General features: G+C 68.0%; 14 protein-coding genes. 9 read left to right on the forward strand and 5 right to left on the reverse strand.

Features of this window, described 5'->3' with window-relative positions; translation table 11 throughout:
- The first annotated feature begins 4 nt into the window (after positions 1-4).
- From AB0J36_RS06845 to AB0J36_RS06855, 3 genes are read left to right on the forward strand one after another with little or no spacing between them, the layout of a single operon-like run.
- Positions 5-3,412, forward strand: coding sequence for a condensation domain-containing protein (locus tag AB0J36_RS06845; protein ID WP_363660211.1), 3,408 nt, complete (start codon positions 5-7; stop codon positions 3,410-3,412).
- Positions 3,409-7,746 (forward strand): AMP-binding protein, encoded by a 4,338-nt coding sequence (locus tag AB0J36_RS06850; RefSeq protein WP_363660212.1) that lies wholly within the window; start codon positions 3,409-3,411, stop codon positions 7,744-7,746. Before AB0J36_RS06845 ends, AB0J36_RS06850 begins: the two co-directional genes overlap by 4 nt.
- 33 nt (positions 7,747-7,779) lie before the next feature.
- Positions 7,780-8,994 carry a hypothetical protein gene (locus AB0J36_RS06855; protein WP_363660213.1) on the forward strand — a complete coding sequence of 405 codons (1,215 nt, stop codon included), beginning with the start codon at positions 7,780-7,782 and terminating at the stop codon, positions 8,992-8,994.
- On the opposite strand, the gene AB0J36_RS06860 is transcribed toward AB0J36_RS06855, so the two are convergent.
- The 4 genes from AB0J36_RS06860 to AB0J36_RS06875 all read right to left on the reverse strand — a co-directional run bounded on the left by AB0J36_RS06860 (position 8,987) and on the right by AB0J36_RS06875 (position 14,593).
- Positions 8,987-10,858, reverse strand: a complete 1,872-nt coding sequence (locus AB0J36_RS06860; RefSeq protein ID WP_363660214.1) for a cellulase family glycosylhydrolase — start codon at positions 10,856-10,858, stop codon at positions 8,987-8,989. The two genes, AB0J36_RS06855 and AB0J36_RS06860, sit on opposite strands and share 8 nt — an antisense overlap.
- Positions 10,855-12,051 (reverse strand): DegT/DnrJ/EryC1/StrS family aminotransferase, encoded by a 1,197-nt coding sequence (locus AB0J36_RS06865; protein ID WP_363660215.1) that lies wholly within the window; start codon positions 12,049-12,051, stop codon positions 10,855-10,857. Before AB0J36_RS06865 ends, AB0J36_RS06860 begins: the two co-directional genes overlap by 4 nt.
- Positions 12,048-13,037, reverse strand: a complete 990-nt coding sequence (locus AB0J36_RS06870) for a glycosyltransferase family 4 protein (protein ID WP_363660216.1) — start codon at positions 13,035-13,037, stop codon at positions 12,048-12,050. Before AB0J36_RS06870 ends, AB0J36_RS06865 begins: the two co-directional genes overlap by 4 nt.
- A gap of 98 nt (positions 13,038-13,135) precedes the next feature.
- The gene (locus tag AB0J36_RS06875) at positions 13,136-14,593 is read right to left on the reverse strand and encodes a class I adenylate-forming enzyme family protein (RefSeq protein ID WP_363660217.1); all 1,458 of its coding nucleotides are present in this window, start codon (positions 14,591-14,593) and stop codon (positions 13,136-13,138) included.
- Positions 14,594-14,777: 184 nt separating this feature from the next.
- Between AB0J36_RS06875 and AB0J36_RS06880 the strand changes: the two genes are divergently transcribed.
- Genes AB0J36_RS06880 through AB0J36_RS06895 form a run of 4 tightly spaced genes read left to right on the forward strand, consistent with a single transcriptional unit; the run spans position 14,778 to position 18,692 of the window.
- Complete coding sequence (locus AB0J36_RS06880; protein WP_363660218.1) at positions 14,778-15,995, forward strand: argininosuccinate synthase-related protein; 1,218 nt, start codon at positions 14,778-14,780, stop codon at positions 15,993-15,995.
- Complete coding sequence (locus tag AB0J36_RS06885; RefSeq protein ID WP_363660219.1) at positions 15,992-16,795, forward strand: PEP/pyruvate-binding domain-containing protein; 804 nt, start codon at positions 15,992-15,994, stop codon at positions 16,793-16,795. Before AB0J36_RS06880 ends, AB0J36_RS06885 begins: the two co-directional genes overlap by 4 nt.
- Positions 16,795-17,853 (forward strand): hypothetical protein, encoded by a 1,059-nt coding sequence (locus tag AB0J36_RS06890; RefSeq protein ID WP_363660220.1) that lies wholly within the window; start codon positions 16,795-16,797, stop codon positions 17,851-17,853. The genes AB0J36_RS06885 and AB0J36_RS06890 overlap by 1 nt, the downstream gene beginning before the upstream one ends.
- A 14-nt stretch (positions 17,854-17,867) precedes the next feature.
- Positions 17,868-18,692, forward strand: coding sequence for a phytanoyl-CoA dioxygenase family protein (locus tag AB0J36_RS06895; protein WP_363660221.1), 825 nt, complete (start codon positions 17,868-17,870; stop codon positions 18,690-18,692).
- 9 nt (positions 18,693-18,701) lie between these two features.
- Here AB0J36_RS06895 and AB0J36_RS06900 read toward each other — a convergent pair whose 3' ends face one another.
- Positions 18,702-20,111: an aldehyde dehydrogenase family protein gene (locus AB0J36_RS06900; protein WP_363660222.1), complete on the reverse strand. Its 1,410-nt coding sequence runs from the start codon at positions 20,109-20,111 to the stop codon at positions 18,702-18,704.
- A 292-nt stretch (positions 20,112-20,403) separates the two neighbouring features.
- On the opposite strand from AB0J36_RS06900, the gene AB0J36_RS06905 reads away from it, so the two are divergent.
- Both AB0J36_RS06905 and AB0J36_RS06910 read left to right on the forward strand, forming a co-directional pair.
- Positions 20,404-21,663 (forward strand): LLM class flavin-dependent oxidoreductase, encoded by a 1,260-nt coding sequence (locus tag AB0J36_RS06905; protein ID WP_363660223.1) that lies wholly within the window; start codon positions 20,404-20,406, stop codon positions 21,661-21,663.
- Positions 21,664-21,686: 23 nt separating this feature from the next.
- Positions 21,687-23,402, forward strand: a complete 1,716-nt coding sequence (locus AB0J36_RS06910; RefSeq protein ID WP_363660224.1) for a fatty acyl-AMP ligase — start codon at positions 21,687-21,689, stop codon at positions 23,400-23,402.
- Positions 23,403-23,404: the final 2 nt, after the last annotated feature.

Here is a 23,404-nt window from a genome sequence, read left to right on the forward strand (position 1 = left end):
AGAGATGAGCGACGTGACTGAGAAGCTGGTCGTCGAGGCCTTCACTGAAGTTCTCGGTCACCAGGACGTCAGTTCGCACACCAGCTTCCGGGCGTTGGGCGGTGACTCCCTGCGGGCAGTCCGAGTGGCGGCATGTCTGGCTGCTCGATTCGACGCTCCGGCAGGTACGGAGGAGGCGATCCTGGAGGCACTGCTGGATGGTGCCTGCGCCAGTACCATCGCCGACCTGTTGGCGGACGTGACGCCGGTCGACGACCGGCAACCCGGCGACGCGTCCACCGCCACCGACGGATCGACGAGCAAGTTGTCCTTCGGAGAGGAGAGGCTCTGGCTCAACGCCCAGTACCATCCGGACAGTGCGGCCTACCACATCGTGAACGCGGTTCGGGTGACTGGGCTGCTCGACCTGGCCGCGCTGGACAGGGCGGCCACAGAGGTGCTTGCCATCCACCCGGCACTGCGCACCAGGTACGACGAGGACGCGCCCGTCGCCTACGTGAACCCGACCTCGACTGTCACCCCGGACATCTCCCACCAGGCCGTGTCCGACTGGCCCGAGGCGATGGCCAGGGCCCAGGCCAGCGCGAACGTACCGTTCGACCTGTCTCGTGGCAACCTGTTGCGACTGCGCACCTACCGGTGCGGGGAACAGCAGTGGCTGGTCCTGCTCGTCGTGCACCACGTCGCGGCCGACGGTTGGTCGATGGGGCTGATCTTCCGCACCCTGGCGGCAGCCTATTCCGGGGCTCTGGACTCCGAAAGCACTGACGGCCGAAGACGCGGTTATCGGGAGTTCGCGCAGTGGCAGCGGCAGGCAGTCGGCTCCGACGCGGAGGAGTGGGCCGGGCGACTGCTGCCACTGCCTCCACGCGTCGAGCTGGAACCGGGCCGCCGTCGGCCACCGGTCCGGTCGCAGGCCGGTGCCACCCTGGACACCTCCCTGCCCGCCCCGATGGTGCATCGGCTCAGCGAGTTGGCCAGCGAGACGGGTACGTCGCTGTTCACCGTCCTGCTGACCCTGCTGCACCTGTGCCTGGCCCGCAGAACCGGGCAGTGGGAAGCCTTGATCGGCACCGTGGTCTCGGCCCGTACCAGGGCCGTTGACCACGACACCGTCGGGTTCTTCGCTAATACCGTGCCGATCCGCCTCTCCGCCAGTCGGCAAGATGCGGTGTCCACGCTTGTCGCCAGTATTGGCGAGCAGTGGCGGTACGTGCTGGCACACCAGCATGTTCCGCTCGAGGAGCTGACCTGGCAGGTGCGGGCGACGCCGGATCCGGCCCGCACACCGCTCGTCGATATCGTGTTCATCCTGCAGGACGGTGATGTGGGTGCGATGACCCTGCCGGGCTGCGCGACCGAACCGGTGCTCGTACCCACCGGCACCGCGCGGTTCGACCTGATGCTGGAGGCGATCCCGAGCGGTGCCGGTGGCTTGCAGCTCCGCTGGGAATACGCAACTGAGGTGATCGACGGGGAAACTGTCCGACGTGTCTCGGAGTCCCTGGCGCACCTGGTCGCCGTCGTGGCCGCCGATCCGTACCAGCCGGTCCGGCAGGCGGTGCAGCTCAGCCCTGCCGAGGTCGACCAACTTGCGGTGATGGCCCCGAGGTCCACCGACGACGTACCAGTTACCGACGACCTGACGCGTTGGTTTGACCGGACCGCCGCACGGGCCCCGGACGCCACAGCGGTAATCGACGGCCCGCTGATCATGAGTTTCGATGGGCTGCGTGATCTGCGGGACCGGATGGCGTGGGGGCTGCGCACTGCCGGCGTGCGTCCAGGTGACCCGGTGGCCGTGCGGATGCCGCGGTCCGCCGAATCGGTCGCGGCGATGCTGGCGACCTGGGCGGTAGGTGGTGTACTGCTGATGATCGATACCACTTACCCACCCGACCATCAGGAACGCCTCCTGCGAGTGTGCGACCCAGCGGCGATCCTCACGGACGAGCCCAGCTCGTGGACGGAGTGCCCGACCGTCCGATCGGACGCCCCCAGCCCGATGTCGTCCTACGTCGAGGCGTACCAGCCGTCGCCGGACGACCCTGCCTGGTTAGTCGCTACTTCCGGCAGCACAGGCATTCCGAAGGTGACCGCCGGGACGTATGGCGGGCTGTACAACAGGTGCGCCTGGGGTAGTACCGCCTGGCCGTACGTGGCGGGTGAACGCGCTGCTCTCCGCACACCCTTGGGTTTCGTCGACACGCTATCCGAGACGTTGGTGCCGTTGCTCGCCGGGATGCCGGTGGTGGTGGTCCCGGAGTCCGCGAGTTGGGACATCCCTGCGCTGGTCGAGATTCTCGCCCGACACCGGGTTACCCGGCTGCTGGTCACACCGTCGCTGATGCGCACCATTCTGGACGTGGTCGACGACGCTGCGGTGCTGTCCGACCTGCGGGTCTGCACGTTCAGCGGTGAGGCGCTCGACGCCGACCTACTCGCCCGGGTCCAGCGGGCACTGCCCGGCTGCCGTCTGGTGAATCTCTATGGCAGTGCGGAGGTGGCCGGTGACGCCACGTTCGCCGATATCACCGGTTTCGATGGTCCCGACGTGCCGCTCGGACGGCCGATCGCCGGCACGTCGGTGCTCATCGTCGACCAGGACGGCGAGTCGGTGCCGCCCGGTGGCATCGGCGAGGTGGTCGTGCGTGGCGCACCGGTCGGGCTGGGTTATCTGTCCCCGAATCGGCCGGGCAGGGGCACCCGGCTGATGGAGCGGCTCGAGCAGGTCGGCGGCTACCAGGTGCCCGACTCCGTAGGAACGGGCTACCGCACGGGTGACCTGGGTTGGCTCGCGCCGGACGGTCAGCTGCGGTTCGCCGGCCGCCGGGACCGCCAGGTCAAGATCCGCGGTTGTCGGGTCGAACTGGGGCATGTAGAGGCGGCACTGCGCACTGTCGGCGGGGTCAGCGACGCTGTCGCCTGGGCAGAACCGCGGGTCGGCGGCGCGCGTCTCCTCGCGGCTGTCGCCGGGCCCGGCGACACGGCGCAGGGCAACGCCGTCCGGGACAGTCTGCGTGGCGTGCTGCCGGCGTACATGGTGCCGTCCCAGGTGGCGGTCGTTGATGCGCTGGCGGTCAACCCCAACGGCAAGCTGGACCGAGCGGCCGTGATCGCCGCCGTCCAGCACCGGCAGCCGCCGACCGCCCCAGCTGCCGGTACTGCCCTCGAGCGGAGGATCCAACGCATCTGGGCGGACTTCCTCGACGGTGAGGTGGTGGGCCCGGAGCAGAGCTTCTTCGCCTGTGGTGGCGACTCGCTGGCAGCGAACCGGATGTTGGCCGCGGTCATGTCGGAGACCGGCGCCCTGGTGGAGCTGCGCCGTTTCCTCGACGTTCCCACCATCCGCGGCCTCGCCGCGCAGGTCGACGCCGAGGCCGGTGCGGTATCGGCCGGGGAGCGCCGATGACCAGTGCGGTCGAGGAAATGGCCGTCAGCGTCGGCTCGGACACCTCGTACGACATTGCCCGTCGGCGCCGGCTCTCAGCGGCACAGGAGGAGCTTTGGCTGATCGAGCAGGAGAACCCGGCCGATCCCTCCTACCACGTGCCCTTCGCCGTCTGGGTCGACGGTCCGGTCGATCCAGCTCGCCTGCAGTACGCACTGGACCGACTGATGGACCGGCACGAGGCACTTCGTACGACCATCTCCGCACCCGCCGGGCAACCGGTGGCGGCCGTACTGGACGGCGTCACCGTTGTCTGCCCCGTCGTGCCGATGGCGTCGCGGGGTGCTGCGATGGCCGCCGCGGGACGACTTGTCGCTCGCCCGTTCGACGACGGTCACCCCCGGGTGCGGGCATGCCTCTACCGGCTCCCCGCCGACGTCCACCTACTGGTGCTGGTGCTGCACCATGCCATCTGCGACGGTGCCTCCCTCTGGATCCTCTTCGAGGAGCTGACGGAGTACTACGATCTCGGGCCGGACAGTGCTGTGGTGCCTGGCCCGGAGCCGCCGGATCTGGGGGCCATCCTCGAGGCTGAGTGGGCCGCTGCGGAGTCTGGCGAGACCGATCGTCTAGCGCGCCGGATAGCTGACCGGATCGGCGATGCCCCGGACGTGGCTGACCTGCCTTACGACCTGGGGCTGCCTCGGCCTGGTCTGACGGCGGGTCGAGTCCTCCAACTGCCGGTGGACGGCGAGCTCAGCACCGCTGTAGACGCTGTTGTGCACCAGGCTGGCGTGACCTCGAACGCCATCTTCCTGGCTGCCTGGGCGGTCGTCCTGGAGATTCTCACCGGCGCAGAGGACATTCTGGTCAGCGTGCCAGTGTCCCGTCGTCGCACACCCGCCGAGCATCGGGCGGTCGGATATTTGGTGCATAGCGTGCCGATCCGGCTGCGACCCGGCTCGTGCGCTACCACCGCGGAATTGGTGCGGCATTGCGCCGATGAGCTGCGGCTGGCGTGGACCAACGCCGACGCCTCGTTCGGGCGGGTGGTACGGGCGGTTCAACCCCAGCGGGTACCCGGACTCAATCCGCTTTGTCAGTGCGAGTTCTCCGCACCGAGCCTGCCGGCCCAACCGCCCCGGTTGGGTGGCCAACCCACCCGCTACCAGTATTTGCACAATGGGGGCTTCAAGGTCAGCCTGAGCCTTGAGGTGGTCAGCCACAGCGGCGGCCGCACCGTCGCCCTCGAGTATCCCGCCGATCTCTTCCTGCCCACGACCGTGAACCGGATCGGCCGACTGTACCTGCGGTTGCTGCGACAGATCGCTGCGTCGCCGCCGAGTGCGCACCTGGGGGCGGTCTGCCTGGTGGCGTCGAGCGAGGCGGACTGGCTAGCCTCGCGTTCCGGCACGGTAGGTAGCGCGAGACCCGCTACGCTCGCGGCCCGCATCGAGCGCAACATCGCCCACCATCCGACGACACCAGCGCTCGTCGACGCTGACGGGATGGTGTCGTACGAGCGGCTCGGTCGTCGGTCGGACGAGGTGATGGAAGCACTGCGGGCAGCTGGTGTACGGCCGGGCGACCGGGTGGCGTTGCACGGCGATCGCACCGCTGCGTTCATCGTTGCGGTGGTGGGGGTTATCCGCCTCGGCGCTAGCTTCGTCGCCATCGCCGATGACCTGCCAGCGGGGCGGGTGGCCCGGATCCTGGAGCTCACCGGTGCGTCCGCGGTTCTGACCACCGCATCGTCGCTGCTGTCGCTGCTGCCCGAGGACCTGCGCCATCGCATGGCGCCGTGCCCGACCGGTTGGCTGGCCGTCGCATCCCCCGGCCTGGTAGCGCCCCGACACGTGGGCGAGGCCTATACCGTATTCACCTCCGGGTCCACCGGCACCCCGCGCGGCGTCTCCGTCCCGGTCACCGCACTGGCCACGGTGACCGAGGCGTGGGGTGAGGTGTTCGGGCTGGCCGAGCACCCCGGACGACACCTTCAGCTTGCGCCGTTCTCGTTCGACGTGTTCGTCGGCGACGTGGCCCGGTCACTGGGGTTCGGCGGCACGCTCGTCATCGCGGAGCGGGACCGCATCCTCGATCCGCCCCGGTTACTCGAGCTGATTCGGCGGTGGCGGGTCGACACCGGCGAGTTCGTCCCTTCTGTCGTCAGGCTACTCGTCGAGTACCTGGAACACAGCAGTGGCCCGCCGCCCGCCCTCCGTCGGGTCATGGTGGGTTCCGACACCTGGTCGGTCGACGAGGCGCGCCGCCTGCGCCGGCAATTGCCCGACGACTGCGAGCTCTATTGCACGTACGGAACCAGCGAGACGACGATCGACTCGACGTATTACCGCGTCGACGAGGCGATTCTCCCCACCCGAGGTGGCGTGCCGATCGGGGTACCGCTGCCCGGCGTGCTGGTGTCCGTACGGGATCGGCGTGGCCGGGAGCTGCCGCCAGGTCTGCCAGGTGAACTGTGGATTGGCGGGCCCACGGTGTCCGCGGGCTACCTCGCCGCAGCGGAGCTGGCGACGGACCGTTTCGTTGCGGAGGTTCCGCCCATCGCATCGCGGCCGCAGATGCTGCCGGCCGCGTCGCCCGATTCGGCGCCAACCCGGTGGTACCGCACGGGCGACCGGGTCGTCTGGGGGCGCACAGGCCACTTGTCGCTGCTAGGTCGGTTCGACGACCAGACCAAGGTGAGCGGGGTGCGGGTCGAGCCGGTGGAGATCGAAGCGATTTTGGCAGACCACCCGCGAGTGCGGGAGGTGGCCGTCGTGCCGGCGGGGGGCGACGGCGGCCGGCAGCTGGTTGCTGTCCTGGTCGGTCCCGACGGTGCCGATCTTGACGACATTCGACGGCATGCCGGCGAACATCTGAACACGTCGGTCGTGCCGACCCGCTGGCGGATCGTGGACCGGTTGCCGCTGACCCGCCACGGCAAGGTCGACCGTAGGGCAGTCGCGGACTGGGCCGCGGTCGGTGACCCAGACGCCCACGGGGTTGACAGCCCGAACACCGCCCCGGGCAGCGACCTGGAGGCGGTGGTGCTGGGGATCTGGCGGGAAGTCCTGAGCCAGCCCGAGATGAGCCCGCTCGACGACTTCTTCGACCGGGGTGGCTCCTCGGTGCAGACCGCGCGGGTTGCCTGGCGAGTCCGCGTGGCCACCGGCCTGCCCATCACGGTCGGTGATGTGTTGCGGCACACCACGGTCCGCGCCCTCTGCGGGGCTCTCACCGAGGGTCCGGCGGGTACGGATGACGCGGCTGCCCGAGGTGGTGCAGCTTCCCCGGGGTTCCCCGCAGCGGACCTCGTGCCGTCGGCAGGCACGCCGAGGCGACTGGTGCTGGCCGGCGCTACCGGTACCATCGGGACGGGCGTACTGCGTGAACTGCTGGCCGGACCGGTGGAGGAAGTGCTCTGCCTGGTTCGGGCGGCGGAACCCCAGGGCGCTCGCGCCCGGCTGCGAGCGGCACTTCTGCGCTACGGAGCCGACCCGACGTTAGCCGATGATGACCGCGTGGTGCCGGTTCCGGCCGACCTGACCCTGCCCGACGTCGGGCTGACAGACCGTGACCTGGACCGTGCGCTCACGATGGACGCGCTGGTCAACGCGTCCGCGTGGGTGAACTTCATCTATCCGTACGAGAGGTTGGCGCCGATCAACGTGGGCGGGGTGGCCGCCCTCGGATGGCTGGCGGCCCGGGTCCGTGGCAAGGCGCTGCATCACGTTTCCACTCAGTCGGCCGTGGCGGCGCCCGGTACTCCGCTTCGTGGTGGCTACAACCAGTCGAAGGCGGCGGCCGAGGAGGTCGTCCGACACCTGGCGGCGGCGGGTTACCGGACCAGCGTGTACCGCCCGGGGTTCGTGCTCGGTCGGCTGGTGGGCAGGCGGGACCGGCCAGGCATGCTCGAGTGCTTCCTGCGCGAGTGTGTACGTCTCGGCATCGCCCCGGAACTCACCGGCGCTCTGGACGTCGTATCCGCTGACCACGTCGCACGCGTGGTGGCCACCAACGTTCTCACGGATCGGCCTGCTGAGGACCTTGATCTGGTCAACCCAGTGCGGTTGCCTTGGCCGGCGGCGTGGGAACTGCTCGTTGCCCACGGCATACCGATCGAGCGGGTGCCCGCCGAAGAGTGGCTGCGTCGTGTGTCGGCGGACCGGTCGGGCGATTCCTGGTTCGAGCCGTTCCTACCGCTCTGTGAGGAGGTGCCGCTGTCCGACCTCTTGTCCGACGCCGTGACAGAGCCCTTTGATCCCGCCCCGCCCGGCGGGGTTGCGGCTGAACCCGTGAGCGAGGTCTGGCGGGCGGCCTGCGAACAACTCATGGCCGAGCGCCACGGGCTTTGATCCGGAGCAAATCCACTCCCGTAGGAGGTCCACATGTTGCAGACCAACATGCTGCTTCGTCGAGCTAACACACTGATCCGTGCCCGTCGGCCCCCGGAACAGGAGTCGTGGCGGTACACCGTACGTCGCCAGCGGGTGGTGATGGATCCACGTCCGGCGCAGGAAAGGCTATTGACGTACGTGTTCTTCCGCTCCTTCGGGTGCCGGTATGACCGTGCCGGCGAGTGCACCATGTGCAACTACGCGGCGGCGGAGCGGGTTGATCTGGACCGTATGGTGGAGAGCGTCCGGGAGGCGCTGGGGCAGCACGACGACTACGACGCCCTCGGCATATCGCCCCTGGGTAACATGTTCGACCCGGCGGAGGTGCCGGTGGTCGCCCGGGAGGCCATCTTCGGGATGGCCGCTCAGACCTCCGCCAGCATCTTCTCTTGCGAGTCTCGCCCGGAGATGCTGACCGAACAGAGCATAGCCGTCACCGTCGAACGCCTCGCCGGTAAGCGATTCTTCATCAACCTTGGCTTGGAGTCGGCGGACCCGTGGATCCAGCGGCACTGCGTCGGCAAGTCGCTCAGCGTCGACGCCTATCGGGCGGCCACTGCGCTGTTGCGCCGCTACGATGCCTTCCCCGTCAGCAATGTTCTCCTGGGTGCGCCGTTCCTGACCGAGGAGGAGGCAATCGAGTCGGCGGTCGGCAGCGTTAACTGGGCGCTCGAGAACGGCAGTCACATCTGCGTGCTCTTTCCGTCCAACGTCAAGGGATGGACCCTGCAGGAGTGGCTGTGGGAACGTGGGCTGTTCCAGACCCCGTCGCTGTGGGCGCTGGTCGAGGCGTTGCGCAGAATGGGGCCGGAGGTGTCGAGGTCGGTGGTGTTGTCTTGGTACTCGACCACGCCCACCGATCCGCGCCGCCGCGAACAGGTCTCCGACCCCTTGCGGGAAGCGCCGGTTACCTGTCCAGACTGCCAGGCTGACGTGGTGCGCGCGCTCGACCAGTTCAACGCAGGTGGCGACTACAGCGTGATCTTGGAACTGAGCCGGCACAGCTGCGCGTGCCGTTCCCAGTGGCTGGACCGACTGGGGCGAGAGCGACGCGGACATAGCCCGCTGGTAGAACGCACCGTTGCGGCCTACGACCGGATCGGCGCCGAGTTGGTGGGTGCCGACTGGTGGCGTGAGCGGCGTTCAACGGTCATCGCCGACCTGGCTCGAGACTACGACAGCTCGGGAGTGCTGGCGGTCAGTTGATTCCTGTGTCGGGGGCGGGGCAGCGCCGGGCGAGCCGGCCGTTCTCGACTAGCGCCCAGCTCTTCGGCGGCAGCGTCTCCCGCGTCGGGTAGCCCAGCGGCGGCAGTGGTACCGGCATCGACCCGCTGCTGTGGTTGATCAGTACAGTGAGCCGGTCGTCACCGTGCCAGCCGGATACGATCTCCAGGTCAGGTGCCAGCCCGGCAGCCCCGACGGGCTGGACACCGGCCGCCGCCGCAATTCGTCGGTAGAAGGTGTGCCATGGCACCTCGTCGAGCCGTCCCGGCTGGTTGAGCATGAGTTCGATAGGTGCGCCAGACACGATGACCCGGCCGGCTCCGGCCTGGTTCACCGTCGCGGCCGGTGTGCCGTCGGTGTAACGCGCGACCACCCGAGCGGTGGTGGGGCGCATGTCGACCCGGCGTAGTCCCGGCAGGTCCCAGTGGAGCTGCCAGCGGTCGTCGTCCCAGCTGAGGTTTCGCGCGCCGGCGGTGATCAGGGAGAAGTCGAGTGGCCCCACGCCTGAGAGGTCTTCGTCGGGCCAGCCATGTACGTGGTCGGCGACGGACACGTACAGAGTGCCGCCATCGGTGACGTACCGGCGCAGCAGGTCCCGGTCGGCTAGGGTCAATCGGGCCGTGGACGCGACTATCATCAGGCGGTAGCGGCTCAGGTCGGCGTCCGTACCAGCCACCACTGCGTAGGGCAAGTGCGCGCGGGCAAGCAGCAGATGGGCGTAGAAGGCCGCGATTGTCCCGACGGGGGCGTCGAGGTAGGAGGTGGCCGTCGCGCGTATCCGCTGCGGCAGGTAGAGCCCTACCTCGGGTGGGTCGGGCCGGAAGCCGACCAGGGCCGTAGCCAGCTCGGCGTTGCCCCGCCAGGCCGCCAAGGCGGGCTTCGGCGTACCGTCCAGGCGCATCAGGCCGGCATGCCGCTCACCGGGGCGCTCCTGGTAGGGCTCCGTCCGCGCCGCGATGTCCTGCCAGCACCAGGCGATGGCGCCGACTGCCCCAGCGGCCAGCGCGGAAGCGCCAGCAGTGCGTAGATAACCTGCGAGGATCTCATCGGCGGTCCCGTAGCCGCCGATCTCGTCAAGTAGCACCGGGCCGTGCGCACGGGCGTAGCGGACCAGGAAGCTGGAGAGTTGGCTTGCCTTGACGGAGCTTGTTGACTCGATGGCGCCGGGGGACCACATCGGCCACCCGTGGACGGCGATCAGGTCGAGTCCCACGCTGTTGTCCGGGCCGAACGCGGCATTGCCCAGGACTCCGGAGACGTCGTTGGCCTGTGTGACGGGTACGCCCGGAAGTTCCGCCTGTGCCGCGGCCGCCATCCGGCTCTGCCAGGCCACTACGTCGGCTTGAGAGAGTTGATCGGCCTCGGTGGGATCGACGTTGCGGATCTCGTCGCCAAGATCCAGCGCGAGCACGTTGTGCTGCCCGACGAGAGCGCGCGCCAACTCCCGGATGCAACGTTCAGCCTGGTCCAGCAGATCCGTATCCCGCCACAGGCTGCGGCCGTGCCGCCACGGAAGGTCAAGCCGCTGACCGTTCATCCAGATGGTGAAGACGGACAGGATACAAGCAAGATCGTGGGTCGCGGCCAGATGCACGAACGTCCGCACCCGATCGAGGACTCGACTGTCGATGATGTCCGGCAGGGGCTGCAGGTCGCGCCAGAACACGAACACACGGACGGTGTTCAGTCCACTCGCCGCGATCTGCCGCAGGTCATCGTCGATGAGGTCAGGCTGCCAGTCCACCCAGATCCGGGCACCTACGAGGCGGGGGTGGTATGTGACGCCGACAGCCACGAAGGGTTGGCCGTCGCGACGCAACGTACCCGACTCGATGTGGAACGTCACGATGTACCGGACCCTCTCAGCGTCTCGACGACGGCACGTGCCACGTAGGTGGCATCGCCGGCGGACATGCGCGCGTGCAGTGGTAGGGACACGATCCGATCCGCGGTCGCGTCGGTCACCGGCAGGGTGACGTCGGCCGCCCACCTCTGCTGGTAGTACGAGAGTTGGTGAGTCGGCGGATAGTGGACAGAAGTCTGCACACCGACGTCGCGCAGCGCCGCTCTGAACCAGGCTCGGTCGACGCCCGGCGGCAGCATGATCACAAACAGGTGGTGCGCGGTGTCCAGGTCATCACGACCGGTGAATGGCAGCACCAGATCCGGCATCGAACCAAGGTGGGTGCGGTATTCGGCGACCAACCTGGCGCGGGTGGCCCGGTCAGCCGCCAGCCGGCGCAGTTGCACCCTGCCGATCGCGGAAGCGATCTCCGATGGCCGGTAGTTGAAGCCCACTCCGGTCACGTCGTAACCGGTCGCTAGCCCTCGGTCCCGATCCCAGGTCGGCGCTGTCATGCAGTGCGAACGCAGGTCGCGACACTCGGCGAGCAGTTGCTGGTCGCGGGCGACCACCATTCCGCCTTCGCCGGTGGTGAGGTTCTTAGCAGGATGGAAGCTGAAGCAACCAACATCGCCGAACGTGCCGAGTGCTCCCGTGCCCACCTGGTCACTGCGATACCGTACGGCTGGCGCGTGCGCGGCGTCCTCGATCAGGGCGACGCCGTGCTTCGCTGCGAGCGCGACGAGCCGATCCACGTCGGCCGGATACCCTCCGTAGTGCATGGCGACCACTGCTCGGGTTCGCCCGGTGATCCGCCTCGCCACGTCCGCGGGATCGATGGTCAGATCGTGGGCCGAACGGACGTCGGCGAATACCGGCGTGGCACCGACGGCGACGGTCATGGCGGCCGACGCCACGAAGGTGAGCGCTGGCATGATTACCTCGTCACCGGGGCCGACGCCAAGCGTAATCAGGGCCAGATGAAGCGCAGCGGTGCCACTGTTGACGGCCACCGCGTCAACGACGCCGAGCGTGTCGGCGAATTCCCGTTCGAACGCCCGGGTCACCGGCCCGGTGGAGAGCCACCGGCCTGTCAGCACATCCGTGACCGCTGCGATCTCCTCGGCACCGACGGTAGTGTCGGCCAGCACCACCCTCCAGTTCGGTGGGGCAGGAAGTGCGTCGTCGCTGCTCATCGTGCACCTCGCGGTAGCTGGATCGCTTCTCGATAGCCCGCCGCAACGGCCTCGGCCACCGCTTCCCAGGTCAGACAGCGAGCGGCCCGTTCGTACCCTGCTGCCGCCAGTCGGCTACGAAGGGCGTGGTCGGTCAATAGCCTGATCAGGCTCTCGGCAACCCCTTCGGGACTCACTGCGGTGACCAGCGCGTCCACCTCGTGGCGCACCACGCCCGCCACACCGGGGAAGTCACCGGTCACCACTGCCCGGCCCAGTGTCCACGCCTCGACGAACACCAGCGGAAAGGCATCGGCTCGGCTGGGCAGGCAAAGTACGTCGCAGGCGTCGAGCACGTCGAGCTTGGTCTGCTCGTCGACCATGCCGAGGTCGACCAGCCGAGGGTCCGCGAACCGGGGGTCGGGCGGATGGCTCTCGCGAGGTGGTCCCCCGATATCGTCGTCCCAGGCTGGCCCGGCGACGACGAAGGTTGTCGACGGTACGGTACGCCAAACCAGCGGAGCCGCGTCGAGCAGCTCTGGATAGCCCTTGAGGCGGCCGCGACGCCCTAGGAACAACACTACGGGACCGCGTTCCCGCAGGGCGCGCACCGACGCCGGGTTCGGCACCCCTGAGAGGCTCGGTGCCTGCGGCACGATGTGGATCCGGTTGCGCCGACCGGTGGGCACTGGGAACGTCTCGGCCTCCTGCTGTGTCAGGGCGAAGAGGACGTCGGCTGCGGCACAGGCGGCCTCGGCGAACTCCTGGTCGGGCCAGAGTGACCGGACCGTCGCTGGAGTGAGCGCTAACGGTACCTGCCAGTGTCGCGCCAGCGCCATGGCGTACCGGACCATCGCCGGTCGGGCCAGGTCGAACGCGTGCACCAGTTCGGGCTGCCACGGCAATGACGGCTCGGGAGGCGGATCATCCCCCGTAGCAGCCGGTGCGCCCAGCACCGGCACCGTGCCCTGATAGCCGGGCGCCACGTCGTCGACAAGCAGCTGCACTGTCAGTCCTGACCTGTGTAGCCCGTCCGCCGTGTGCCACGCCATCCTTTCGGCGCCGGCGGTGGCGGGGGAGTAGCCGCCACATACGAGGAGAACGTTCACGACCGTCCGCCGCTGGGGGAGAGGGTGGTCGGCCGGCCAGGCAGTCTGTTGCGGTCGATCTTGCCCATGCCGGTGAGGGGTAGGGCCGCCACAACGTGAACGGTGTGCGGCACCTCGTAGTCGGCGAGTCGGGCACGGCAGTGCGCGAGGAGCGTACTGAGCTGCCCGCCGTTCACCAGGACGACCGCCGCGTGGACCTCCTCACCACCCGGTGCCTCGGCGCCGTATACCGCTGAGTCCACCACGTCGGGATGCTCCTGGATCAAACGCTGCAACCGGACCGGGTTCACCTTGCGACCGCCGACATTGATGAAGGACTCCTTGCGCCGCAGCAGCCGCAGGTTGCCGGCCTCGTCCAGCGTCGCGACGTCATTCGTGGCGTAGTAGCCGTGCTGGTCCACGCGGTCCGGTCGGCCGTCGAGATAGCCCCGGAACATCGTCATCGTGCGGACGGCGAGCTCGACTCCGGCGTCCGGCGCATTTCCGGCTGCGGGTGGTGCCACCCGTAGGTCCACGCCGGGGGCCACGGTGCCGACGCAGCCCGGTGGCCACGGTCCGGTGCCGGGTCGCTGGCTCGCGATCAGACCGGTCTCGGTGCTGCCGTAGACCTGGAGCACCGGAGCGCCCAGTTCGGTGCCGGCCAGCAGGGCGACACTGTCGTCCAACGGACCTCCGGAGGACAGGGCCACCCTCAGGGTCGAGCGCGCGGGCCGGACCGTGCGCCCGACCAGCTCGTACAGCAACGGTGTGCCGAGTAGTACGGTGGCGCCATCCTCGATCGCCGTCCGCGTGCCGCGAGGGGTGAAGCGCGTCATCGTCTGCAGGCGGGCACCGGTGACGGTCGAGGCGAACAGCCCTGCCACCATCCCGAACGAGTGCGCCATGGGAACCGGGGCGAGGATGGTGTCCGCAGTGCTCAAGTGGTAGATGTCCCGGTAGAGTGCGCCTCCGCGGATCAGGTTGACCAGTGGCTGCCGGGCGAGGCGCGGTTCACCGGTGGAGCCCGAGGTGGCTTGGAGGACGGTGACGTCGTCGCCGGTAGGCACGTCGAGTCCCTGCGTCGCCGGCGGACCGCCGGTGATCTCTTCGATGGCTAGTGAGCGATAGCCCTCCGCGCCGTCGGGACGGTCACCACCAGGCACCAGCAGGCTCTGTGCCCCGGTGGTGTGGAAGACCGAGCTGGGGTCGCTTAGGGGAGCGCTGCTCGCCTCGAAGACGGCGACATCGACACCGGCGGCGACGATGCCGAGCAACGCAGTCAAAGAAGACGCGGTGTTGTCTATCGCCAGCAGTACGCGAGGTTCGTGAGAAAACAACGACGCGGCACGTCCCGCCGTGCCCTCCACATTGGAAGCAAACTCCGCCCAGGTAAGGCTCTGGGGTCCTGCGGCGGTGACCTCGGTGACGGCAAACCGGTCAGGGTGCGTGCGGGCCTGATATCGCAACAGGTCCATCAGCTGACGGCGTGACATTGGAACCCCCGTGGGACCTGCGTGTGCACAAGGCGCGCAACCAGCCGAGCGCGCACGCCGAGACTTGGATCATGGAGCTTACATCGAGGGCCTACTTTCGGCACCCGCCCACCGGCGGCAGATCTTAGTCTTTGCGCTGCTTCTGAAAACATGGAATATTCCCCCTGTGTGGAGTGATACGGGGGAAGGCTTATCTCCACCACTGGTTCGGTGTGTCGACGACATAGCCCGCGTCCTCGACCCATCCCGTCCCGTGGTGACGTTGTTCAGCGGTGGACTGGACAGTTCCTACCTGCTCAAGCTGCTATTCGACGCGCGCATCCACGAGGTCGTAGCGCTGGTCGTGAACGTTGGCGACGAGGGTGATCTCGAGGAGTTGGGCAAGCGTGCCGATCGCCTCGGCGCGCGGCTCGAAGTCGTCGATGTCCAACAGGAGTTCGCCAGCGACTTCGTCCTGCCCGCGCTTCAAGCCCAAGCCCGATACCTCGGCGCCTATCCGATCAGTTCGTCACTGAGCCGCCCATTGATGGCCAAGGTGGCCATCGACATCGCCAACAGGCACAAGGCGCAGGCGATCCTGCACTCGGCGCATCCCTCGCAGAACACCCTGCGGCGACTCAACGGCTCACTGGCGCTGCTCGGCTTCGATGGTGTCTACGGCACTCCGTACGAGTGGACGCCGGTGCCCAGGCCGCAGGAGGCAGCCGAACTAGCCGACCACGGGATCACGGAACTCGCCGATCGGTCGGTCAGCGTGGATACCAACCTGTGGTGCCGAGAGTTTGAGGCGGGGGTGATCGACGACCCGGAGCGGTTCCGCGTGCCCGAGGAGCTCTATGTGTGGACCCGGGCCGACGTCGGAGCCCCCCGGCGTGCGGTGACCATCACGTTCGAGCACGGGCTGCCCACCCACCTCGACGGCGTACCACTCGACCTCGTCAGCCTCGTCGACAAGCTCAACTGGCTTGCCGGCGCCTACCAGGTCGGCCGCTACTGGGGTCTGGAACATCTCAGCGGCGGCGAGAAGGTGCTGGAGGCACGTGAAATGCCCGCCGCGCACGTGTTGCTCACGTGCCACGCGCACCTGCTAAACGCGACGGTCGACGCGGAAACCATCCGGGAGAAGGCGCACCTCGACCAGCTCTGGGTGCGTGAGGCAGTGGAGGGTCGCTGGTTCGGGCGGCTACGCCTCGCCGCACAACAGTTCATTGAGAGCATCGGCCGTGCCATCTCGGGCGCCGTGACGGTGGAGTTCAGCCATGGCAGCACGATGACCCCGCTTTCGATCCGTGCGGAGGCCCCGCTGTATGTCCGCGACCGTGAGGTCTGGGAGTACAATTCGGTGCAGGCCAATCGCCGTTACTCCGCCCCCGTCCGTCGGTGACGCCTCACCTCTGGGTGGACCTGTCGCGGGCGCTCGATCCGGCGGTGGTCGGAGGCAAGGGCGCCCAGCTCGGCCGGATGATACGCCTCGGTGTAGCGGTACCGGGAGGCGGTGTCGTCACCGCGGCGGCTCACCGGTCGCTGCGCGACGGCAGATTGCAGCAGTCGGCGTTCGACAACTGGCTTATCGATCATCTGCAGGCGGCCGGTCACGACGCGACCACACGTTTCGCGGTCCGTAGCTCGGCCGCGGTGGAGGACTCCCGGCGGGCGAGCTTCGCCGGACAATTCCTGTCGGTGCTCGACGTTGAGCGCGATGATGTGCCTGCTGCGGTCGCCCACGTTCAAGCCTCGGTCGACAACCCCTCGGCCCACGCGTACGGCCGTCGCGTAGGGGCTCCGGTGCCGAGCGAGCTCGCCGTCGTGGTTCAGGAACAACTACGGCCCCGGCTCGCTGGCGTCTGCTTCTCCGCCGACCCGGTCACCGGCGCGGCGGAAGCTGTACTCGAGTACGCCGAGGGCCTCGCCGACGCGCTGCTGAGTGGCCGGGTGCTGCCTGCCGCCACGCTCCGGATCCAGTACGACGGAAAGCGTCCTCGCCGAACCGAACCGGCCGTTCCTCACCACCATCTCCTCATGGACGTCGTACGGCTCGCGCTCCGGCTGGCGGAGCGCCTCGGCGATCCTCAGGACGTCGAGTGGGCTGTCGACGAACGCGGGCTGTGGGCCCTGCAGACTCGCCCGATCACCACGCTCGCCGGTCCACTCGCGAGCGGCGACCAACTAGGAGGTACGAGCTGATGGCGGAAATCGACGCCTTCCTCGACGCCGTCGGGGTCGCCTTCGCGCACGCCGGGGAGATCGTGCCCTGGCCCATGCACGTGGCACAGGTCGGCCCGTTCTACGAGGACCTGGAGGCCAGCGACCTGGTCCGTCTGTACACCGACCTCCGGTCCGCCGGTGTCACCGACGCCGACCTGGCGGGCCTGTACCCCAGCGCAAGTTCGGCCAAGTCACTCATGCTCGACTTGGTGCCAGGAATGAAGGCGGCCAAGGTTTCCCGCGATGTCCGTGTCGAGGTTGCCACCAGCCTCCTGCGCGGCCTGGCCGAGCGGGAGACCGGAGACGTCTTCTGTCGCGACGGAGGACACCGGCTGCTGACCCCTGACGCGGCGCAGGCGCTTGCCGAGGGCGACGGCTGGACGCCGGTGAACGGCTCAGTCGAGTCGGCGCAGGCCGCCTTCCGGCTTTCCGGGGCCGCGCAGGCGCTGGTCTGGTCGATGCACTTCTACGGCTGGACGGACATCGCGTTCGTGATCCACGGCCCCTACCCGGTCACAGGTCCGGACGGTACGCCGCAGGTCCTGGTGGTGCGGGACTTCTTCGACATCTCACCGGGGGAACTCTGGCCGGAACTGCCGGAACCACCGTGTCGGACGATCAGGTGCCTTTCCGCGCACGATGCGAGCGACACCTTCCGGATCGACATCTTCAATCACCTGCTACACGACCGTCCACTGCTCGAGTCCACGCGGGCGGTCCGGGTGATGATCGACGATGCCGACGTCGCCGGCTCTGGGTCGGTCAGCGCCCTACGCACCGACCTGGTACGCCTGGTGCGGAGGCAGAAAGCCGTCATCGATGGGATGACCGAGCAGGAGGTGATGGCCAAGTTCATCGAGAGCAGATATTACGCATTTCGGCACTGGCGTGTCCGCGCGGGCGACTCATGGCGCCCACCAGCCGAGGTGTACACACGGATCGCCGAGCGTCCTCTGCCCCCCGCGCCCCCCGCTGGAGAGGCAGCATGGGGCCTTCTGCGCGACATCTTCGACCCGCGCTGCGAGCTACCTGACTAGTGAAGGAGTCCACTATGGTCACCCCAACTGCTGCCAGCGGGCCTGAAACCGAGGTTGTCAACGCGTATCAGCGCGACGGGTTCTACCTGGCACACGGTCTCCTGCCGGAGAGCGTGCTGCAAGAGCTGACCGAGGCCGTGCCGCGGTTGCTGGCCCAGGAGGGTCCGCGCCGGATCCTCGAGCGCGACGGAGTCACGGTGCGTTCGGTGTATGGCCCGCACCAGACCAACGAGACGATCGCCCGGTTCTGTCACCGATCGGAACTAGTCGAACGTGCTGCGGCGCTGGTCGGTGAGCGCGTCTACATCCATCAGTCAAAGGTTAACGTCAAGGCAGCCTTCGTCGGCGACCAGTGGCAGTGGCACCAGGACTACATCTACTGGCTGCAGGACGACGGCATCCGCCGGCCCGACCTGGTCAATGTGGCGGTGTTCCTCGACGAGGTCACCGAATTCAACGGGCCGCTGACCTTCGTACCAGGCTCACATCGAGCGGGAGTGCTCGCGGCGACGCCTACCGCGGGCATGCCCATCGGGTATGAGGACGCGCCGAATTGGGTCTCTACGCTGACCGCCGAGGAAAAGTATCAGATCGAGCCCAGTCTCATCGCGGATCTCGTGCAAAGTAACGGTCTGGTGAGCCCGAAGGGTCCGGCAGGTTCCGTTCTCTTCTTCCACCCCAACATCCTGCACTCGTCGGCGCAGAACATCTCGCCATTCGGACGTAGCACCCTCATCGTCGTCTACAACGCGACGAGCAACCCGGCCACCAACACCACCAACCCACGCCCGGAATTTCTCGCGGCCCGCGACGCGAACCCGGTCCCCATCGGCGGGTGAGCGCGGGCGTCATCCGGGGATCGATGTCGCGTTGACCACCTTCACCCGGGTGTACTCGAGCAGACCCAGGTAGCCGTACTCGACGCCGCGCCCGGAGGACCGGGCGCCACCGAACGGCACGTCGTGCCGGAGGTCGCCGTGGGTGTTCAGCCAGACGGTGCCGGCGTCGATACCGCTGGACAGCGACCTGGCCGCGTCGGGATCGCCCCATACGGACGCACCGAGGCCGTATTCCGTCGCGTTGGCGGCGGCGACGGCCTGGGCCGGGTCGTCGTAACCCAGAACCGGAATGACGGGCCCGAACTGTTCCGTGCTCTCGAGCTGAGTGCCGGTGGGCAGGTCGGTGACAACGGTGGCGGGGTAGAAGTGGCCCGGGCCGGCGAGCTTGCGGCCGCCCGCCGCCCGCCCGCCGGCCGCGACCGCTGCCTCGACCAGCCCGGTCAGGCGGTCCAGTTGTGACCGCGTAGTCAGCGGGCCGAGAGTGGTGCGCGGATCGAACCCGCTGCCCAGCCGTGCGTCGCCCGCCAGGCTGGCGAGTGCGTCGAAGAGTTCGGCCTGCTGGGCGCGGTGTACGTAGACGCGCTTGATCGCTGCGCAAAACTGCCCACTGTTGAGTGTCGCCAGCGTGAAGAGGGACGAAGCCAGAGCGCCGACGTCGGCGTTGGGGAGCACGATCGCCGGGTCATTGCCGCCGAGTTCGAGGACGACGTGGCGCAGACCCACAGCCGAGGCGATGGCCCGACCGGTAGCTACCGAGCCGGTGAACGAAACGAGCGCAACGTCCGGGTGCGTGACCAGAGAGCGACCGAGGTCTCCGCCGCCGGAGACTACGTTGAGCACCCCGGGTGGCAGTACATCGCGCAGCAGCTCACCAATCAGCAGGCTGGAGAGCGGGGTGACCGGAGACGGCTTCCACAACACGGTGTTGCCGGCGAGCAGCGCCGGAGCGAGCTTGCAGATACCGAGGATGATGGGATAGTTGAAGGGCGTGATCGCCGCGACCACTCCGTGGGGGACACGCTCCAGTTCGATGTGGGCGGACTGGTCGTCGACCAACACCTCGGCGCCCAGCGGCAGCACGGCGGTGTGCCCGAACCACCCGGCGGAGAGATCAACCTCGGCGCGGGCTTGGGACAGCGGCTTACCCTGTTCGCGGGTGAGTAGCTCGGCGATCTCGTCGCGGCGAGCCGCCAGCACGTCGCCACAGGCGCGAAGGTATTCCCGCCGGGTGTCGATCGGTGTCGTTGACCATGATCTGAAGGCGGTGCGACAGGATCCCACGGCCTCGGCGAGCTGGGCCTGGGTGCAGTGCGGGGCTGCGGTGAAGATCTCCTCCGTCGCCGGGTCCTCGACGTCGATCGTCTGGTCACCGCCCTGCGACCGCCCGTCAATCGTCATCGCGATCATCGCCGCAGACATTCGCCGTCCCTCCGTCCGTCGGCCACCATTTCACCGCATCGCCGCCTTGGCGCGACCATCCTGTTCACACTGCTCCATGATGGACGGTCATCCTGAACGCACGTTCGGAGCGGGATGCTGCGATGATTGCACACCAAGATTATCTATGCTATCCATGTCCCGGAACGTTCGCGCGGCCAGGTCACGCGGACGAATGACACGGGGGAAATATAGATCGCCGACGCCTGCCAGGTGTTCGGCCTTCCGACATTGCGCTCCGTGTCCGATGGACGGAGGAGTGATGGATTTCGGAATGTTCTTCGAGCTTCAGCTTCCCCGCCCCTGGGCGGACGGTGACGAAGCGACCCTCTTCCAAAACGCGCTGGAATGGGCCGAGCTCGGCGAGCAGGCCGGCATAGGGTACGCCTGGGCACAGGAGCACCACTTCCTCGAGGAGTATTCGCACTCGAGTGCCCCCGAGGTGTTTCTCGCTGCGGTCAGCCAGCGAACCCACAAGATGCGCCTCGGGCACGGCATCAACCTGATGCCGCCGGCCTACAACCACCCCGCCCGCGTCGCCGAGCGGATCGCGACACTCGACCTCGTCAGCGGTGGGCGTGTCGAGTGGGGCACGGGTGAGTCGAGTTCGCGGCTGGAGCTCGAGGGCTTCAATGTCAACTATGTGGAGAAGCGGTCGATGTGGGCCGAGGCGGTACGCGAGTGCGCGAAGATGCTCTCCGCCGAGCCGTACCCGGGCTACGACGGCGAGTTCTTCTCAATGCCGGCGCGCAACATTGTGCCGAAGCCCATCCAGCGACCCCACCCACCTCTCTGGGTGGCGTGCACGAACCGGGAAACGGTCAAGCTCGCGGCTCGACTCGGACTTGGCGCGCTGACCTTTGCCTTCATGGACGGTGCCGAGGCCAAATTCTGGGTGGAGGAGTACTACGACACGTTTCGCGCAGAGTGTCGGCCACTCGGCCAGACGGTGAACCCGAACATCGCGATGCTCGCCGGAGTGATGGTCAACGAGGACGACGACGAGGCCCGCCGGCGTGGCCTGCTGGGGCAGCAGTTCTTCAAGTGGGCACTGGCGTACTACTTCCGGTTCGGCACCCACACGCCTGGTCACGGCGAGCTCTGGCAGCAGTTCCTCCGATCGGAGGTGGATCCGATGGCCGGGGTCTCCGCGATCGGGTCTGTCGAGCGTGTGAGGGCGCACTTCGCGGAGCTTGAGGAGGCCGGCGTCGACCAGGTCATCCTGTTGCAGCAGGCGGGCAACTACGAGCACGAGCACGTGTGTGAGTCGCTGTCCATGCTCGGCGAGCAGGTACTTCCCCAGTTCCTCGAGCGCAACGAGGAGCGCCGTAGGCGCAAGCAGGAGGAACTCGCCCCGTACATTGAGAACGCCCTGGCGAACGTGGAACCGATGCCGACTGTGACACCCGAACCGGTTGAGGCATACCAGGTGCTGTGGCAGCGGCAGGCGGCAGGCAACGAGCAGTGGGGCGCGAAACGCTCACAGGACGCGGCGAACATGTGGCGACTCAACGTGGGTGGGGCGGGCCAGTGAGGATGTCGGACCAGCCGGCGACAGTGGTCGACGCGCTTCTTCAGCGGGTGGAAGACGGTGGCTCTGGTGGCTACGGGTTCGTCACCGACGGTGCTCCCGTAGCCACGACGCTCACCTTCTCCGAGCTCTACGAGCGCGCCCGAATCGTTGCCGCCGAGATCGCCGACCACACGCCGTCGGGTTCTCGCGTTGTGCTCATGTACCCGCCGGGGCCCGACTTCGTCGTCGCCCTCTACGGCGCGCTACTGGCCGGCGTCGTGGCGGTGCCGGTCTATCCGCCGTCCAGCACGGCTGCGTTGCCGGCGGCCTTCGACCGCCTGGGCCTAGTCGTGGCAGACTGTAGCGCCGAACTCGTCCTCTCCACCGCCTCCCTCGTGGCCATCCGGGATGCAGCCGGCGTTATGGTCGGAGAGGTACGGTGGCTGGCCACCGACGCGATCTCCGGCGATGGCGTAGATGACTGGCGACCCCCCAGAATCCTGGGCGACGACCTCGCCGTCATTCAGTACACCTCCGGATCGACCGGCGCGCCGCGAGGAGTGGTACTGCGTCATCGACACATCCTGGCCAATCTGGCGGCTATCCAGAATGCCATGGGCTTGACCAGCGACAGCGTAGTGGTCGGATGGGTGCCGTCCTACCATGACATGGGGCTGATCGGGTACGTCCTCTCCGCCGTGCATACCGGTGCATGGTCATACCTCATCGCTCCGCAGGACTTCCTCCGTCGACCAGCAATATGGTTGGAGACGATCAGCCGGTACCGCGGCACATGCGCCGGTGGGCCGAACTTCGGCTACGAGCTCTGCACCCGTCGGATCAGTCCGGCCGAGCGGGAAGACCTGGATCTGTCCTCCTGGTCGGTCGCGTTCACCGGTGCCGAGAAGGTCAGAGCAGACGTCCTGCGTCGATTCGCTACGACCTTTGCCGACCAGGGCCTGGCTCCGTCGTCGCTCTATGCCTGCTACGGCCTAGCCGAGGCGACGCTGCTGGTCACCGGTGCCCGTCCCGGTGACGGGGCGCGAAGCGTGCGAATCGATCGTCGGGCGCTGGACGCGAGCAAGGTGGCCCTGCTGACCGAGTCCTCCGCGGACGGGGTCGAGGTAGCCAGCTGCGGCCGGCCCGCCAGCCAGCACGAGGTGCTCATTGTCGATCCGGCGGCGGACACACCGCTGGGCCCAGGCCAGATTGGTGAGGTCTGGGTGCGAGGCCCCAGCATCGCCGCCGGCTACTGGGGGCGTGCCGAGGAGACCGACAGGGTGTTCGGGGCGCGTCTGCCCGACAGCAGCGGCCCGTTCCTGCGTACCGGTGACTTGGGATTCCTCCACGACGGTGAGCTCTACCTCACGGGCAGGGCCAAGGACCTGCTCATCATCAGTGGGCGCAACATCTACCCCACGGACGTGGAGGAAGCCGTACAGGGGGCCGACCACCGGATGCGGGCGGGGTGCGGAGCCGCGTTCGACGTGTCCGACGACAGCGGAGACAGGGTGGTCATCGTCCAGGAGACGGCCGAGGAGGATGAGGCTGCACTCCGCGAACTGGCCCTGTCTGCCCGCACCTCGGTGGCGCGTTGCCTCGACATCGTGCCCGACAACGTCGTCTTCATCGCACCGCAGAGTATCCCCAAGACGTCGAGCGGCAAGCTCCGCCGCGCGGCCTGCCGAGACGACTACCTGGCCGGACGGCTGCCCGTGCGATATGAGTGGCGGCCGTCGACGACCGCAGGACGAGAGTAGGT

This window comes from Micromonospora sp. NPDC049662 (assembly GCF_040675055.1).
Classification (GTDB): domain Bacteria; phylum Actinomycetota; class Actinomycetes; order Mycobacteriales; family Micromonosporaceae; genus Micromonospora.